General features: G+C 71.6%; 15 protein-coding genes. 6 read left to right on the top strand and 9 right to left on the bottom strand.

Annotated features, from left to right (window positions below; genetic code table 11):
• Nucleotides 1-2 precede the first annotated feature (2 nt).
• The 4 genes from ACFQ3T_RS03985 (at nt 3) to ACFQ3T_RS03970 (ending at nt 4,962) form a co-directional block, all read left to right on the top strand.
• Complete coding sequence (locus tag ACFQ3T_RS03985; RefSeq protein WP_380719857.1) at nt 3-2,666, top strand: bifunctional acetate--CoA ligase family protein/GNAT family N-acetyltransferase; 2,664 nt, start codon at nt 3-5, stop codon at nt 2,664-2,666.
• Between the two features lie 264 nt (nt 2,667-2,930).
• On the top strand, nt 2,931-3,635 hold the full coding sequence (locus ACFQ3T_RS03980; RefSeq protein WP_380719856.1) for a glutamate ABC transporter substrate-binding protein: 705 nt from the start codon (nt 2,931-2,933) through the stop codon (nt 3,633-3,635).
• Between the two features lie 58 nt (nt 3,636-3,693).
• Nucleotides 3,694-4,467 carry a GntR family transcriptional regulator gene (locus tag ACFQ3T_RS03975; RefSeq protein WP_380719854.1) on the top strand — a complete coding sequence of 258 codons (774 nt, stop codon included), beginning with the start codon at nt 3,694-3,696 and terminating at the stop codon, nt 4,465-4,467.
• A 168-nt stretch (nt 4,468-4,635) separates the two neighbouring features.
• On the top strand, nt 4,636-4,962 hold the full coding sequence (locus ACFQ3T_RS03970) for a hypothetical protein (protein ID WP_380719852.1): 327 nt from the start codon (nt 4,636-4,638) through the stop codon (nt 4,960-4,962).
• 27 nt (nt 4,963-4,989) lie between these two features.
• Here the strand turns inward: ACFQ3T_RS03970 and ACFQ3T_RS03965 are convergent, their stop codons facing one another.
• The 6 genes from ACFQ3T_RS03965 to ACFQ3T_RS03940 form a co-directional block, all read right to left on the bottom strand.
• Nucleotides 4,990-6,144: an RtcB family protein gene (locus tag ACFQ3T_RS03965; protein WP_380719850.1), complete on the bottom strand. Its 1,155-nt coding sequence runs from the start codon at nt 6,142-6,144 to the stop codon at nt 4,990-4,992.
• A gap of 214 nt (nt 6,145-6,358) precedes the next feature.
• A complete protein-coding gene (locus ACFQ3T_RS03960; RefSeq protein ID WP_380719848.1) occupies nt 6,359-7,162 on the bottom strand; it encodes an ABC transporter permease in 804 nt (267 codons plus the stop codon).
• Nucleotides 7,159-8,124, bottom strand: a complete 966-nt coding sequence (locus ACFQ3T_RS03955) for an ATP-binding cassette domain-containing protein (RefSeq protein ID WP_380719845.1) — start codon at nt 8,122-8,124, stop codon at nt 7,159-7,161. Before ACFQ3T_RS03955 ends, ACFQ3T_RS03960 begins: the two co-directional genes overlap by 4 nt.
• A 295-nt stretch (nt 8,125-8,419) precedes the next feature.
• Nucleotides 8,420-8,818, bottom strand: coding sequence for a heavy metal-responsive transcriptional regulator (locus tag ACFQ3T_RS03950; protein WP_380719843.1), 399 nt, complete (start codon nt 8,816-8,818; stop codon nt 8,420-8,422).
• Between the two features lie 34 nt (nt 8,819-8,852).
• Nucleotides 8,853-9,593 carry an HNH endonuclease gene (locus ACFQ3T_RS03945; protein ID WP_380719841.1) on the bottom strand — a complete coding sequence of 247 codons (741 nt, stop codon included), beginning with the start codon at nt 9,591-9,593 and terminating at the stop codon, nt 8,853-8,855.
• Complete coding sequence (locus ACFQ3T_RS03940) at nt 9,590-10,930, bottom strand: AAA family ATPase (RefSeq protein WP_380719839.1); 1,341 nt, start codon at nt 10,928-10,930, stop codon at nt 9,590-9,592. The genes ACFQ3T_RS03945 and ACFQ3T_RS03940 overlap by 4 nt, the downstream gene beginning before the upstream one ends.
• A 232-nt stretch (nt 10,931-11,162) precedes the next feature.
• Between ACFQ3T_RS03940 and ACFQ3T_RS03935 the strand changes: the two genes are divergently transcribed.
• Together ACFQ3T_RS03935 and ACFQ3T_RS03930 are read left to right on the top strand one after the other, a co-directional pair.
• Nucleotides 11,163-12,017, top strand: coding sequence for a helix-turn-helix domain-containing protein (locus ACFQ3T_RS03935; protein WP_380719836.1), 855 nt, complete (start codon nt 11,163-11,165; stop codon nt 12,015-12,017).
• Nucleotides 12,014-12,190 carry a DUF397 domain-containing protein gene (locus ACFQ3T_RS03930; protein ID WP_380719834.1) on the top strand — a complete coding sequence of 59 codons (177 nt, stop codon included), beginning with the start codon at nt 12,014-12,016 and terminating at the stop codon, nt 12,188-12,190. The genes ACFQ3T_RS03935 and ACFQ3T_RS03930 overlap by 4 nt, the downstream gene beginning before the upstream one ends.
• Nucleotides 12,191-12,530: 340 nt before the next feature.
• Here the strand turns inward: ACFQ3T_RS03930 and ACFQ3T_RS03925 are convergent, their stop codons facing one another.
• The 3 genes from ACFQ3T_RS03925 to ACFQ3T_RS03915 all read right to left on the bottom strand — a co-directional run bounded on the left by ACFQ3T_RS03925 (nt 12,531) and on the right by ACFQ3T_RS03915 (nt 15,830).
• Nucleotides 12,531-14,024, bottom strand: a complete 1,494-nt coding sequence (locus ACFQ3T_RS03925; protein ID WP_380719832.1) for an aldehyde dehydrogenase (NADP(+)) — start codon at nt 14,022-14,024, stop codon at nt 12,531-12,533.
• Nucleotides 14,021-14,842, bottom strand: coding sequence for an NAD-dependent epimerase/dehydratase family protein (locus ACFQ3T_RS03920; protein ID WP_380719830.1), 822 nt, complete (start codon nt 14,840-14,842; stop codon nt 14,021-14,023). Before ACFQ3T_RS03920 ends, ACFQ3T_RS03925 begins: the two co-directional genes overlap by 4 nt.
• 205 nt (nt 14,843-15,047) lie before the next feature.
• The gene (locus tag ACFQ3T_RS03915) at nt 15,048-15,830 is read right to left on the bottom strand and encodes an IclR family transcriptional regulator (protein WP_380719828.1); all 783 of its coding nucleotides are present in this window, start codon (nt 15,828-15,830) and stop codon (nt 15,048-15,050) included.
• Between the last annotated feature and the right edge of the window lie 532 nt (nt 15,831-16,362).

Below are 16,362 nucleotides of genomic sequence, written 5' to 3'. Positions count from 1 at the left end.
CCGTGGACCCGTTCGACTACCCGAGGCACTGGGAGGCCGACGTCGTGCTCAGCGACGGCGGCACGGTCCACCTGCGGCCGATCACCCCGGACGACGCGGAGAAGCTGCTCGCGTTCCACGGCAGGCTGTCCGAGCGCACCCGCTACTACCGCTACTTCGGCCCCTACCCGCGGATGCCGAAGCGGGACGTGGAGCGGTTCAGCACGGTCGACCACGCCGACCGGGTGGCGTTCACGGCGCTGCTCGGCGACGACATCGTGGCCGTCGGCCGCTACGACCGGCTCGGCGAGGGCAGCTCGGCCGAGGTCGCGTTCGTGGTCGAGGACGCCCACCAGGGCCGCGGCCTCGGCTCGATCCTGCTGGAACACCTCGCCGCGGCCGCCCGGGAACGGGGACTGAGCCGGTTCACCGCCGAGGTGCTGGCGGAGAACGGCCAGATGGTGCGGATCTTCCGGGACGCGGGCTACAGCGTGAGCCGCGCGTTCGAGGAGGGCGTGGTGCACCTGGAGTTCGACATCGACCCGACCGAGGAGTCGGTGGAGGTGGCCCGCGCCCGCGAGCAGGCCGCCGAGGCGCGCAGCGTGCACAACCTCCTGCACCCGAGGTCGATCGCCGTCATCGGCGCGTCCACGGACCAGACCAAGATCGGCAACGCGGTGCTGACGAACCTGCTGACCGGCGACTTCGCCGGGCCGGTGTACCCGGTGAACGCCGAGCACCGGTCGGTGCGCGGGGTGCGCGCGTACCCGTCGGTGCTGGCGATCCCCGACGACGTGGACCTGGCCGTGGTGGCGGTGCCCGCCGCCGGCGTCGACGAGGTCATGGACGCCTGCCTCGCGAAGGGCGTGAAGGCGCTGGTCGTGGTCACGTCCGGGTTCGGCGAGACGGGTCCGGGCGGGTTGAGCGCGGAACGCAGGCTCGCCGCCGAGGCCCGCGCGCACGGCATGCGCGTCGTCGGCCCGAACGCGTTGGGCGTGCTGAACACCGACGCGGGCGTGCGGCTGAACGCCACCCTCGCGCCGAAGCTGCCGGTCCGGGGCCGCACGGGCTTCTTCTGCCAGTCCGGCGCGCTCGGCACGGCGATCCTCGCCACCGCCGCCGAACGGGGCCTCGGCCTGTCCACGTTCGTGTCCGCGGGCAACCGGTCCGACGTGTCCGGCAACGACCTGCTCCAGTACTGGGAGACCGACCCGGCCACGGACGTCGTGCTGCTGTACCTGGAGTCGTTCGGCAACCCGCGCAAGTTCGCCCGCCTCGCCCGCCGGCTCGGCCGCAGCAAGCCGATCGTCGCGGTGAAGTCGGGCCGGCACGCCGTGACGCCCGCGCTGGCGGCCACGTCCGTGCCGGTGGACGAGTCGAGCGTGCAGGCGTTGTTCGAGCAGGCGGGCGTGATCCGGGTGGAGTCGCTGGCCCAGCTGTTCGACACCGCCCTGCTGCTGGCCCACCAGCCGCTGCCGGCCGGGCCGCGGGTCGCCGTGGTGGGCAACTCGACCGCGATCGGGCTGCTGGCCGCCGACACGGCGCTCGCGCAGGGACTGGAGCTGGCGGGCGACCCGGTGGACGTGGGCGCGCAGGCCGGGCCGGAGGCGTTCGCCGCGGCGGTGAAGGCGGCGCTGGAGAACCCCGAGGCGGACGCGCTCGTGGTGGTGTTCGTGCCGCCGCTGGCCGTGCCCGGCGCGACGTTCGCCCGCGCGTTGCGCGACGTCGTGGAGCAGGGCGGGCGGACCAAGCCGATCGCCTCGACGTTCCTGGCCGTGGAGGGCGTGCCGGCCGAACTGGCCGTGCCCGGTCCCGGCGGCGCGCCCGGACGGGGTTCCGTGCCGTCGTACCCGAGCCCGGAGCGCGCTGTGCTCGCGTTGGCGCGGGTGACCCGCTACGCGCGGTGGCGGTCGGCCCCCCAGGGCACGTTCATCCGGCCCGAGGGCATCGACTCCGAGACGGCGCACGCGATCGTGGCGTCCCAGGTGTCGGAGGGGGAACGGCGGCTCGACGACGAGACGACCGTGCGGCTGCTCGCGTGCTACGGCGTCCAGGTCGTGCCGTTCCGCGTGGTGCGGTCGCCGGACGAGGCCGTGCGCGCGGCCGACGAACTGGGCTACCCGGTGGCCATGAAGTCGACCGACGACCGGCTGCGCCACCGGGCCGACCTGGTCGGCGTGCGGCTGGACCTGTCCGGCGAGGAGGCCGTGCGCAGCGCGTACGACATGCTCGCCGAGATGTCGGACCGGCGGGACGTGTACGTGCAGCGCATGGCGCCCAAGGGCATCTCCTGCGTCCTGGGCCTGCAGGACGACCCGTCGTTCGGCACGCTGGTGTCGTTCGGGCTGTCGGGGCTGGTCAGCGACCTGCTCGGCGACCGGGCGTACCGGGCGGTGCCGCTGACCGACGCGGACGCGGCGGCGCTGGTGCGCGCGCCCAAGGCCGCGCCGCTGCTCGCGGGCTACCAGGGCGACGAGCCGGCCGACCTGCCCGCGCTGCAGGATCTCGTGCTGCGGCTCGCGGCGCTGGCCGAGGACGTGCCGGAGGTGCGGCAGCTCTCGCTGGAGCCGGTGCTGGCCAGCGCCGCCGGCGCGTACGTCAGCAGCGCGACGGTGACGCTGGGTCCGCCGCCGTCCCGGCACGACACCGGTCCGCGGCGGCTGCGGTCTCCCGGCGGGCCGCGTTAGCCCGGTCACGGTCTCGATACACAACCGTCACCCTTGAACGATCCTGTGGCCCCTATCTTCCATGTGGCTATGGACGGGCTCCCTTCGGCCGCTTAGGTTCCCGGCAACCCGAGGAAGCTCCCGAAAAGGGGAAGAATGGCTCTGGCATCCCTACGCGCCCTCGTCGTGGCGTGTTCCGCCTCGCTTGTCCTCGCGTCGTGCTCCACCGGTGACGACACGACCGTCGCCGGCAAGGCGGACAGCTCCAACGAGCTGACCATCGCCGTGGCGTACGACCAACCCGGACTTGGGGTGCGCCGTTTGGACGGCACCTACAAAGGTTTCGACGTCGACGTGGCCCGCTATGTGGCGAAGGAGCTGGGCGTCGAGGACACCGGCATCAAGTTCACCGAGGCGACCCCGTCGGAACGGGAGAAGCTGCTGACCACCGGCGCCGTCGACCTCGTCGTGTCGAGCTACTCGATCACGGACAAGCGCAAGGAGGTCATCGACTTCGTCGGTCCGTATTTCGTGGCGGGCCAGGACCTGCTGGTCCGGTTGACCGATGAGCGCATCAGCGGCCCCGAATCGCTCAACTCGGGCGGCCTGAAGCTCTGTTCGGTGGACAACACCACCTCGGCGCAGTACGTGAAGGACCAGTTCGCGCAGGCCGTGGAACTCGTGGAATACCCGAATTTCAGCGACTGCGTCACCGCGCTGCTCGCCGAGCAGGTGGACGCCATGACGACCGACGACGTGATCCTCGCCGGGTACGCCGCGCAAAACCCCGAGCTGCTGCGGGTCGTCAACAAACCGTTCAGCCGCGAGGAGTACGGGATCGGCATGCGCAAGGGCGATCCCACCAGCAAGGCGAAAGTGACCGCCGCCGTTCAGAAGATGATCGATTCCGGCGAGTGGCGCAAATCGCTGGAGGCCAACGTGGGGCAGTCCGGTTACGCCATCCCGGACCCGCCGAAGATCGCGTCGTGATCCCGGACCCACTCCGATAGCGGTCTGACCGGCCCGGACCGCGCCGTAGGCTCGCGGCGTGCATGCCTCGCATTACGTGCCCCACTACCGCGCGGACGGGCCGGTCCGCGCCGGTATCCCCGAACACGGCCGCATTCCCCGTTACTACGCGGTGAAGACGGAACTGCTGTGGTTGATCGACGCGCTCGGCGAGGGCACGGCGCTCCCGTCGGAGCGGGAGCTGGCCGAGCGGTTCTCGGTGTCGCGGGTGACGCTGCGGCAGGCCGTCGGCGAGCTGGTGCTGGAGGGGAAGCTGCAACGCCGGCAGGGCAGCGGCACGTTCGTCGCGCCGCCCAAGCTGGTGCAGCCGCTCTCCCTGGTGAGCTGCGCGGAAGGGCTGCGCCGGCAGGGCGTCGACCCGGCGCGCAGCGTGATCACCGTCGAGCACCTGCCCGCCGACGACGTGCTGTCGCGGGACCTGGGGGTGGACCGGGGCGACCCGGTCATCCACCTCGAACAGGTGCTGCTCGCCGACGGGGAGCGGATCGGGCTCGAGTCGACGTACCTGTCGGCGGCGCGCTTCCCGACGCTGCTGGAGGTGTTCGACCCGACGACGTCGCTGTGCGCGTGCCTGCGGGACCGCCTCGGCGTGGTGTTCGCCGAGGCGGAGGAGCGGGTGGAGACCGTGCTGGCCACGCCGCGCGAGGCGTTGCTGATCGGCACGAACCCGGCGCTGCCGATGCTCCTGCTCCACCGCGTGTCCCATGACAACGTTGGCGAACCGGTCGAACGGGTCCGTTCGCTCTACCGGGGTGACCGGTTCAGCTTCCTGGCGCGCCTCCGTTCGGAGTGATGGTCCACTGTGGACGGTCTCGCCCATCGGCGCGCGGGACGTCGCAGATCTTCTCCCGGAACCGCCCGTTGGCAGTAATTCCCGCGTGACCTCGCGGCGGTACCGTGGTCGTTCCAGGACGTGAGTCCTCCTCACCCGCAACGGCGCGGGGGAAGCGGGGGTGGCGACGTGACGTTCAAAGAGGAGTTCCTGACGGAACTCGAAGACTGCCTGCGCGGGTACGGCGCGGTGCCGGTGAGCGAGCCGGCGGCGCTGGCCCGGTTCATCGACTACGTGCGGCGGCTGCCGGACGACGACCCCCGGCTCAGGTGCCTGGAGGGTGTCGACCAGGGCTCCGGCTCGTTCTGGAACAACCCGGCCGTGTGGTGGGAACAGGTGCCGCGGTTCGGCGTCACGTCGACGGACTGCTCCGACCTGCTCGACCGCATGCTGGACGAGGCCATCAGCGACGAGATCGACGTGCTGGAGATGGAGATCCGGGAACTGCCGAACTGAACCGCGACCCGGCGGTCCCCGGACGTCCTACCCCTTGACGCACACCACCTGCTTGAGCTTCGTGACGACCTCGACCAGGTCGCTCTGGCGCGCGATCACGTCGTCCAGGTCCTTGTAGGCGGCCGGGATCTCGTCCACCACGCCCGCGTCCTTGCGGCACTCGACGCCGCGGGTCTGCGCGGCGAGGTCGTCGGCGCTGAACAGCTTCCGCGCCTTGTTGCGCGACATCCGCCGCCCCGCGCCGTGCGACGCGGACTCGAACGAGTCCGGGTTGCCCAGCCCGCGCACGATGTACGAACCCGTGCCCATCGAACCGGGGATGATCCCCAGCTCGCCGGCCCGCGCCCGGATCGCGCCCTTGCGCGTCACCAGGACGTCCTCGCCGAAGTGGTGCTCCTCGGACACGTAGTTGTGGTGCGCGGAGATCGCCTCGTCGAACGCGACGTGCGGGAAGAACTCCCGCAGCACGCCCGAGACCAGGCCCACCATCACCTCGCGGTTGCGGCGCGCGTACTCCTGGGCCCAGTACAGGTCGTGCCGGTAGGCCGCCATCTCCGGGGTGCCGGCCAGGAACACGGCCAGGTCCGGGTCGGGCAGCTCGGCGTTGTGCAGCAGGCCCCGCGCCACGGAGATGTGGTGCTGCGCCAGCACGTTGCCGGTGCCGCGCGATCCGGAGTGCAGCATCACCCACACCTGGTCGTCGGTGTCGAGGCACACCTCGATGAAGTGGTTCCCGCCGCCGAGCGTGCCCATCTGGCGCAGCGCCTTGTCCAGCGCCACGCTCGGCGTCAGCTCGTCGAACCGCGCCCAGAACGGGTCCGGCTCGACCACCGGCTCCTTGTGCTGGGCGAAGCCGACCGGGACGCGCGCCTCGATCCGGCGGCGCAGCGCCCCCAGGTCGGCGGGCAGGTCGGAGGCCGTCAGGGACGTGCGGACCGCGGTCATGCCGCAGCCGATGTCCACGCCGACGGCGGCCGGCGACACCGCGTCCTTCAACGCGATGACCGAGCCGACCGTGGCGCCCTTGCCGAAGTGCACGTCCGGCATGACGGCCACGTGCCGGACGGCCCACGGCAGCGCGGAGATGTTCCGAAGCTGCTGGAGCGCCTGCTCCTCGACCTCCGCCGGGTCCGCCCACAGCCGGATGTCCACGTGCTCGCCGCGAAGGGTGGTGGCAACCATGGGTCAAGGCTAGGTCGGCCACCACCCGCGCGCGCAGCGAATTACGCGTCGCCCTACGTCACCGGGCGTCGGGCGACGTCACCGGAGTCGCCCGACGTCACCGGAGTCGCCCGACGTCACCCGCGTCGCCCGACGTCACGTCGAGTCGCTCGACGTCACCCGCGCCGCCCGACGTCACGACGAGTCGCTCGACGTCACAGCGCGTCGCCCCACGTCACCGGGCGACGGCCTTGCGGTACTGGCGGATCGCCAGCGGCACGAACACGAGCAGGAACACCGCGACCCAGATCAGGGTCGTCAGCACCGGGTGCTGGAGCGACCACACGTCCGGGACCGGGGCGTTGGGGTTGGTGTTGCCGAACAGCTCGCGCGCCGCGGCCGTCACGGCGGACACCGGGTTCCACTCGGCGAACGTCTTCAGCGGACCCGGCAGCCTGCTCTCCTGCACGAACGTGTTCGCGATGAACGTCAGCGGGAAGATCGCGATGAACGAGGCGTTGTTGAACACCTCGGGGCTGCGCACCATCAGGCCGACGATCGCCATGCCCCACGACACGGCGTAGGCGAACAGCAGCAGCAGCGCGAACCCGGCCAGCGCCTCCAGGAACGACGAGTGGATGCGCCAGCCCACGATCAACCCGGTGATCGACATGACCACGATGACGATGACGTTGTTCGCGAGGTCGCTGGTGGTGCGCCCGATCAGCACCGCCGACCGCGCCATCGGCAACGACCGGAACCGGTCGATCACGCCCTTCTGGATGTCGTCGGCCAGCCCCGCGCCGGTGATGGTCGCCCCGAACACCACGGTCTGGGCGAAGATGCCGGCCATCAGGAACTCGCGGTAGTCCATGCCGGGGATCTCGATCGACCCGCCGAAGACGTACGCGAACAACAGCACGAACATGATCGGCGACAACGTCGAGAACACGATCAGGTCCGGGACCCGCTTGATCTTGATGAGGTTGCGCTTGGCGACGACCGCACCGTCGCCCAGAGCCTGTGCGAACGCGCTCATTCTCCCTGTTCCCCCTGCTTCTCCTCGGCCGCGTGTCCGGTCAGCGTCAGGAACACGTCGTCCAGCGTCGGCCTGCGCAGGCCGACGTCGAGCACCTTGATCGACTCGGCGTCCAGCCGCCGGATGCCCTCCACCAGCACGTCCGCCCCGCCCGACACCGGCACGGTCAGCCGCCGGCCGCGGTCGTCCTCGGTGATCTCGCCGATCGCCAGCGGCGCCAGCGCGGCCTTCGCGGTGGCGAGGTCCTGCGCCGAACCGACGGTCAGCTCCAGCCGCTCACCGCCGACCTGGTCCTTCAGCTGGTTCGCCGTGCCCAGCGCGATGACCTTGCCGTGGTCGATGACGGCGATCTTGTCGGCGAGGCGGTCCGCCTCCTCGAGGTACTGCGTGGTGAGCAGCAGCGTGGTGCCGCCGGCCACGAGTTCCGCGATCACGTCCCACATGCCGAGGCGGCTGCGCGGGTCGAGGCCCGTCGTCGGCTCGTCGAGGAACAGCACCGACGGCTTCGCGACCAGCGCCCCCGCGAGGTCGAGCCGGCGGCGCATGCCGCCCGAGTAGCCCTTCACCGGCCGGTCCGCGGCCTCCACCAGGTCGAACCGCTCCAACAACTCGCGCGCGCGTTCCCGGCTGCGCTTCTTCCCCAGGTGGTAGAGCCTGCCGACCATGTCGAGGTTCTCGAAACCGGTCAGGTTCTCGTCCACGGCGGCGTACTGCCCGGACAACCCGATCCGGCGGCGCAGCTCCTTCGCGTCCGCCACGACGTCCAGCCCGGCGACGGTGGCCTTGCCCTCGTCGTGCTCCAACAGCGTGGTGAGCACGCGCACCGTCGTCGTCTTGCCCGCGCCGTTCGGCCCGAGCAGGCCCATGACGGTCCCTTCCGGCACCACCAGGTCGAGGCCGTCGAGAGCGACCACCGACCCGTAGCGCTTGACCAGTCCTTCGGCCACGATTGCGTCTGCCATGCGGGTCATGATGGACCCGTGGTCCGACAATTTCAGTCCGATTTCCGTGAATCGGCTCGAACTCGTTCGGCACAACCACTGTGGACGGTGCGGGCGGCACGCCCCGGGCGCGGTCGGCGGGCGCCTCGCCGACCTCGTCCCCACCGTCAGCGTCCGCCCTCAGCGTCCGCCCTCAGCGTCCCCCTTCAGTGCCCCCCGACGTCCACTTCAGCGGAACCGGTTCACCGAGCGGACGTCCGTCCGCCTCAGCAGCACCCGGTGGTGCACTCGCAGTCGCACTCGCAGCTCACGTCGGTCACCTCCCCCCGTCCGGTGGGCACCAGGTGCCCGGCTGGATGTCCGGGCAGCGCCCGGCAGGCAGGTCGCGGACCATCGCGGTCAGCTCGTCGCGCAGCGCGGACAGCCGCGCCACCTCGGCGTCCAGCTCGGCGATGTGCCGGTGCAGCAGCTCTTCGGCGGGCTCGCACGGGCACACGCCGGTGTCGCGCACGGCCAGCAGGTCCGCGATCTCGCGCAGCGTGAGCCCGAGCCTCTGGCACCCGCGCACGAACCTGATCCGCTCGACCGCGTCCTCCCGGTACACCCGGTACCCGGACGCGGTGCGCGGCGGCGGGTTCAGCAACCCCGCCCGCTCGTAGTACCGGACGGTGTCCGGTCGCACCCCCACCGCCTCGGCCAACTCCGCGACACGCATGGCACGACGGTAGACCTTGGACCCCACTCCAAGGTCAAGCGAGCAACTGGGACCGCAGGTCGGCGTCCCGCAGCACGGCCAACGCCCACGGCGTCTCCGCGAACACGCGTTCCGCGCCGGGCGACCGCGCCAGCCGCAGCATCGCCTGCGCCACGTCGGCGAACGGCTGCCCCCGCACGGTCAGCACGGCGTCACGCATCTCGTGGCGCGCGTCGTCGTCCCGACCCGACTTCCACCTCATGAGGCACATCAGCACCACCCGTCGCGCGTGCACCCGCCCTTGCGTCAGCACCGGCCGGTTGAGGCCGCACACGTCGATGGTCGCCGCGCCCTTGTCCGTGAGCGCCACGTACACGCCCAACGACAGCGTGAGCACGAGGTGGTCGAACGGGTCTTCGGTGGTCGGGTCGAGGAGCAGGGGAGTGCCGTCGTCGGCGACGGGGAACCGGTCCCGCTTGAGGTTGCTGTTGCACGTCGAGCAGGCCAACAGGTGGTTGAGCCAGTCGAACGTGCGCAGAGGGTTGCGCGACAGCGGCTCGAAGTGGTCGATGTCCGTGCCCTGGCTGTCGCCGCAGTACATGCACCGCTGGTAGCCCGGCGCCATGTCTTCCAGGAGCCGCCGCAGGGGCGCGTGCACGTTCCGCCGCACCACAGCGCGCTTCCACAGCGCACGGGCCGTGCGCGTCCGTTGCGCGGAGGTCTCGATCTCGGCCGTCAGCTCGGGCAGCCGGTCCGCGAGCGCGCCGGGCAGCGCGGGCCGGACGAGCCGGATCAACCGCGTTCCAGCCGGGCGGTCACCTCGCGGGTGCGGGCCACCGGCGAGCTGGTCAGCAGGGCGCGCAGCTCGTCGTACCGGCGCACGGCCCGCTCGTCGGCGGTGCCCGCGATGACCGCGACCTCCAGCTCGACCAGCTCGGCGCGCAGTCGCTCGGCGCGCTCGGAGTACGGGGTGTCGAGGCCGAACAGCTCGGACAGCACGGCGTCGTCGCCGCTGCCGTAGACGATCCGCTCGTACAGGTCCTGGTCCACGACGCGCGGCGGCTCCTGCTGGTCCGGGCCGGGCAGCCGGATCAGCCCGCCGGGGTCGGCGGCCTGGCACAGGTACGGGCTGTGCGTGGTGACGATGAACTGGATGTTGGGGAAGTGCTCCTTCAACCAGCCGCCGATCCGCTTCTGCCACGACACGTGCAGGTGCGCGTCCACCTCGTCGATGATGACCACGCCGGGCGCGGTCAACGCGGTGCCGTTCTCCGTCGGCGCGGTCTTCAGCACACCGTACGACTCGTGGATGTGCTTGATCAGGTCGACCACGAGCGCCGCCACGGTGCGGTAGCCGTCGCTCATCTCGCGCAGCGGGAACCGGTGGCCGCCGCTGACCACCCACAGGCCGTCGGAGTCGACGCCCTCGATGCGGTAGTCGTCGGGCAGCAGGCCGTCCGACAGCACGCCGAGCGCCACCGTCTTCAGCTCGTCCGCGCCGGGCCTGCGCTCCAGCGACCGCAGGTGCTGCTCGATGAGCCAGCCGACGCCCTCGGCGAGCGACGCGTCCTCGTGGAACAGGCTCGCCAGCCGGGACACCGGGCCTGGGCTGAGCATCAGCCGCTGCGCGTCGCCCGCGCCGCCGACGAGTCGCCGGAACGGGCCGTAGGCCGCGCAGAACCACCCGGTCGGGTTGTCCTGCCACGGGCCGCGGGCGGCGGCGGTCTTGCTGCCCTCCAGCTTCTCCTTCAACGACGGCTGGAGGCCGCGGTGGGTGAGGCGGCGCGGCGGGCGGGTCTCCTCGTCCGGCATGGTCCAGCCGAGGCCGGCCCACAGCCTGCCCTCCGGCGGCCGGCCCTTGCCGAACCGCTCCACCCGGCGGTCGTGCGTGAACTGGACCTGAACGACGCCCTCGCGCTGGCCCGCGGTGACCCAGTTCTCGAAGTCCGGCACCAGGTTGCGGGCCACCGCCGGGCCGCTGACGGCCAGCGCGATGGCGCGCAGCAGCGACGTCTTGCCCGACCCGTTGCGGCCCGCGATCACCGTCCACCCGGGCGCGGTGAGCTTGAGGTCCACTTCGCGGGCGCCGTGGAACCCCTTGACGTTCCGCAGCCGGACCTGCGAGATGTACATGCGGCCGAACTGTAGTCCGCGCCGATCAGGAGTAGCCCCGAATCGTCGGGCACGTCGCACAGCGTGTCCGGAACCGCCGACGGCACCACCGGAGGCGGACGGCGTGAGACCTCGTGAGGGCATGTTGCCAGGGCGTATATGCACCTTGTAGACGCTCGATGGAGTGACGCCGGCCCTGATGTGGAACAGCACTAGGGTGTTCGCAGTTCTTTTCCAGCGAGGAGAGATCCGCATGGCAGCCGTCCAAACCCGACGCAAGCGCAAGCTTGGTCAGTTCCTCAACGCATTGCGCAAACGTGCCGGCAAGACCGAGATCGACTACCACGCGCTGACCCGGAAGACGCAGTCGACGCTGTCGCGGATGGAGAACGGTTACATCAGTCCGAGTTGGACCGAACTGGGGGCGTTGCTCGGCCTGTACGGGGCCACCGACGCCGAACGGCGTGAGGCGGAAGCGTTGTGGGAGGACGCGAAGCAGGACGGCACGCGCCTGGTGTACGCCGCCGCGTACACACCGGAGGCGCGCACCTACGCGCGCCAGGAGGCCGACGCGACCGAGGTCCGGACGATCGAGATGATCGTCATCCCAGGCCTGCTCCAGACCGCCGCCTACGCCGCGGCGATCCGGCTCGCCGGGCAGCGGTTCATGGACGCGTCGGTGTCGACGGACCAAGTCGCGGCGGCGCTGGCGAACCGGCAGCGCCGGTTGCCCGGTTTACGGCTGCACGCGGTGATCGACGAGGCCGCCCTGCACCGGGTCGTGGGCGGCCCGGCGGTCATGCGCGAGCAGTTGTCGCATTTGCTCGACAAGGGAAAGCAGGACAACATCACCATCCAAGTGGTTCCGTTCGGCGCCGGTGCTCACGGGACCATGTCCGGTGGCGGCGCGACCGCTCTCCGCTTCGAGGACAGTGATCCTTCGGCCGTGTACCTGGAGTACGCGGGCGGCGGCAAGTGGGTGGACAATCGCGCCGACGTGCAGAAGTACCTGTTGCACTTCGAGGAAATGGTGAGCGAGGTCGCCCTGTCGCCCAAGGAGTCGGCTTCCTTGATCAGAAAACTGGCAACCGCACTGAAGGACTCATGAACAACGACAAGACGTGGCGCAAGAGCACACACTCCGGCGCGGGCAACAACTGCGTCGAGCTGGCCGTGGGACGGGACACGACCAGCGTTCGGGACAGCAAGCGGCCAGGACCGGCGCTGACCTTTGCGGACCGTCCATTCCGGGCGTTCCTCGGGTCGCTCCGGCGGACCTGACCGGCACCGCCAACCTGCCGTCCGCCCCCGGTGTCGCCGCCAACGTCGCGCCGCGGGCGGCGGCGATGGTACGGATGGGTTGTCTTGGAAGGACGAACTCCGCCGTCCCGTGAACCCACCGGCGAACACCTTGCCGGTACAAGGAATTCTACTCCGCCATTCGAGTGATCTGTTGTGCGGTGCCGCCACGGTTTGTCATTCCGGGCCGTGGCCAGTTCCCCTCGACGTCGGCTCGGCGCCGTCGTCTTCAGCGACACCAAGGTGATCCGCGTTCACGGCCGGGACCGTTCCCGACGCGGGCCCCGGCTCCCGGTGGGAGGCGAGACCCGCGTCAGCGGTCTCAGTGGACGCCGAGCACGCCGTCCACGCGGCGCGGGATGCCCAGCGGGTTGCCGTCGCGCAGCTCGGCGGGCAGCAGGTCGTCCGGCCACGCCTGGTACGTCACCGGCGCCACCCACCGCCGGATCGACGTGGCGCCGACGGACGTGTGGAGCGGGTTGGTGGTGGCGGGCCACGGGCCACCGTGGTGCATGCCCCACGCCACGGCGACACCGGTCGGCCACCCGTTGAAGATCAGCCGCCCGACCACCGGCCGCAACGCCTCCGCGACGCGTCCGGCGGAGTCGTGCTCGCTCTCCGCCGCGTGCACGGTGCCGGTGAGGGTGCCGGGCAGGCGGGGGAGGACCGGTTCCAGCTCGGCCGGATCGGTGTACGTCACCACGATCGCCGCCGGCCCGAAGTGCTCCTCGGTCAGCTTCTCCAGGTTCTCCGCGAACCCGGACAGCGGCACCCGGAACAGCCTCGGCTCGACGCTCCACCCCTCGCTGGGCGCGCTCCCACTGGCGACCAGGTCGGCCAGCCCGGAGGCCGCCAGGCCCTCGGTGCCCGACCGGTACGCGTCCGACATGCGCTCGTTGAGCATCGGGCCGCCGGCCGCCCCCGACACGGCGTCGGCCAGCGCGGGCACCAGGGACTCGGGCGCGAACAGCAAGCCGGGGTTGGTGCAGAACTGGCCCACGCCGAGCGTGAGCGAGCCGACGAACTCGGCCGCGAACCCCTCGGGACGCGCGGCGGCGGCGTCGGGCAGGACGACGGTCGGGTTCACGCTGCCGAGCTCGCCGTAGAACGGGATCGGGTCGGGCCGGGAGGAGGCGAGGTCGAACAGGGCCCGGCCGCCGGTGGTGGAACCGGTGAAGCCGACCGCCTTGACCGCCGGGTGCTTGACCAGCGCCACACCGGCCTGCTGGCCGTGCACGATGCCGAAGACGCCCGCCGGGACGACGGACTCGACGATCCGCGCCGTCTCGTGCGACGTGCCGGGGTGCGACGGGTGGGCCTTCACGATCACCGGGCACCCGGCGGCGAGCGCGGACGCCGTGTCGCCGCCCGCCACCGAGAACGCGAACGGGAAGTTCGACGCCGCGAACACCCCGACCGTCCCGAGTGGACGGAGCATGCGTCGCAGCACGGGCCGGGGCGGGATGATGTCGGGGTTCGCCGAGTCCAACGTCGCCTCGACCCAGCTGCCCTCCCGCAGCACGTCGCCGAACAGCCGGAGCTGGTTCGTGGTGCGCTTCAGCTCACCGGTCAGCCGGGGCGCGCCCAGCGCCGTCTCCGCGTCCGCGAGCGCGACCAACGAGTCGGCGGAGGCGTCCAGCGCGTCCGCCACGGCGTCCAGCACCGCGGCCCGTTCCACCGCCGGCAGCGAGGACCACGACGGGAACGCCGCCTCGCCGGCCCGCGCCAGCGCGTCGACCCCGGCGTCGGACGTCTCCGGCACGGGCGCCCCGACGGGCTGCCCGGTGCGCGGGTCGAACCCCTGCACGCCGCTCATCGACCGGCCTCCTTCACCGCGGTGTCGAACTCGGGACCGCACCACACGCCGCCCAGGTACACCTGGGCCGGCGAGTCGGCGGGCGGCTCGCCCGCGGCCAGCACCTCGTCCGCGTACACCTCGGAATCGTCCTCGGACTTGTACCCCAGTGCTTCCGCCTCGGTGAGCGAGAACCACCGGCGCGTGTTGTCGGAAACGCCCCACACCACCCGGAAACCGGGCGAGGGGGCGGCCAGGCACGCCTCGAACAGGCGGGCGCCGTCGTCGGGCGACAGCCACGTCGACAGCATCCGGAAGTCGCGCGGCTTCTCGAAGCACGACCCGATCCGCACCGCGATGACGTCCATGCCGTAGCGCGACGCGTAGAGGCTCCCCAACGCCTCCAGCGCCACCTTGCTCACGCCGTAGTACGTGTCCGGCTGCGGGAACAGGTAGTCGGCGGCCTCGCCGGACTCCCGCTTGTAGTACCCGACCGCGTGGTTGGAGCTGGCCAGCACGACCCGCGACACCCCCGCGCGACGGGCGGCCTCCAGCACCACGTGCGTGCCGTTGATGTTGACGTCCAGGATCTCCGCCCACGGCCGTTCGAGGCTGTGCCCGCCGAGGTGGATGACCGCGTCGACGCCCTCGCACGCCGACTCCATCGCGGCCGCGTCGGTCACCGACGCCGTCACCAGCTCGACCCGCTCGCCGTCGGCGGCCGGTGGCAGCGGGGCGATGTCCAGCAGGCGCAAGGTCCGGTCCGGCGCGGCGAGTCGGGTCCGCATGAGCGTGCCGACCACGCCGGCGGCGCCGGTGATGAGGATTCGTGCGGTCACGGTGAGCCCTTTCAGCAACTGTGTCAGCTCGAGGTGCAGCGGCGGTGCGGGAAGCGGGTACGGCGAACAGGTCCGGGGAGCCGGTGCGACGACCGGGTCCGGTCACCAGGTCCGGGACACGGGACAACGGGCTAGCGGGACAACGGGACAGCTGGCTAGCGGGACAGCGGGCTGGCTGCTGGCGGGACGCGGGGGAGCGGCGGTGTCAGCGGCCGAACTGGCGCAGCAGCTCGGTGATCGTGCGGGCGCCGTGCAGCAGCGCCTCGACCACCTGCCGCTCGTGGTCGGGGTCGAGCCGCCCGAGCGGCACCGAGCAGCTCATCGCGTCGAGCACCGGGTTGCGGTACGGCAGGGCGACGGCGAAGCAGCCCAGGCCGGGCGTGTTCTCCTCCCGCTCGTGCGCGTACCCGACCGCCCGGAACCCGGCGAGCTGCGCGTGCAGCGCGGGCCGCTCGATGATCGTGTTGGGCGTCAACGGGTCCAGCCGCGCGGGCAGGATCGCGTCGACCTCGGCCGGGGTGCGCGCCGCCAGCAGCGCCTTGCCCAGCGACGTGGAGTGCGCGGGCAGGCGGCGGCCGACGCGGGACACCACGCGGAGGTGGTGCTCGGACTCGCGACTGGCCAGGTAGACGACGTCCGCGCCGTCGAGGCGGGCCAGGTGCACGGTCTCGTTGATCTCCCGCCGCACCTGCTCCATCACCCGGATGGCGACCTGCACCACCGGGTCGTGGTCGAGGTACGAGGTGCCGACGAGCAGGGCGCGCACGCCGATGCCGTACGTGCCGCGGGTCGGGTCGAGCTCCACCCAGCCGCGCGCGACGAGCGTCTGCAGCAGCATGTAGAGGCTCGACTTCGGGTAGCTCAGCTCGCGGTGCAGTTCCGTCAGCGTCAGCGGGCGGTCCGACGACGACAGCACTTCGAGCAGTTCCACAGTCCGATCGGCCGACTTGACCGCGTTCGGCCGAGCGGGTGACGCGGGTCCAGTCACCAAGTCCTCCACGGGAAACGTTCCGGCTACACGCTCTTGACACGTCGCTGCGCCGATTCTTACAGTCCGCCCAATGCGTTCACAAGTACGACCGCAATTCACGTATCTGAACAGCCGGGTTGCGAAGAGGAGCCACCGTCGATGACACCCTCCCGCCGGTGCGGCGCGGCCGCCGCCGTCGTGGCCGTCGCCGGTGCCGTCGTGTCCCCGACCTGCGGTTCCCCGCGTCGGGCAGCGCTCCCACCGGGCCGGACACCCGCCGGACCGCACCGCCACCCGCGGTCCGCGCCCCGGACCCGCGGCGGCGCCCCGTCGACCAAGGTCTACACCAAGTGCTCCGACGGCCCGCGAGCCGTCGCACCCGACTCCACCGGATCGGCGGCATCCCCCGAACCGGTGAAACCCCTCCCCAGGTCGAGGTCCCGCGCCCCCCGGACGCGGACCGGTCGGCCACCCGGGGTGGTCCCGTGAGCGCGGTGCGCACCGCCCGAGACGTGGGGGCGACGGCTGTTGGCGGCGGCGCCGTCGCTTC

Origin of the sequence: Saccharothrix hoggarensis (assembly GCF_042678885.1) — a bacterium.
GTDB lineage: Bacteria > Actinomycetota > Actinomycetes > Mycobacteriales > Pseudonocardiaceae > Actinosynnema > Actinosynnema hoggarensis.
This window is presented reverse-complemented; position numbering and strand designations above follow the sequence as displayed.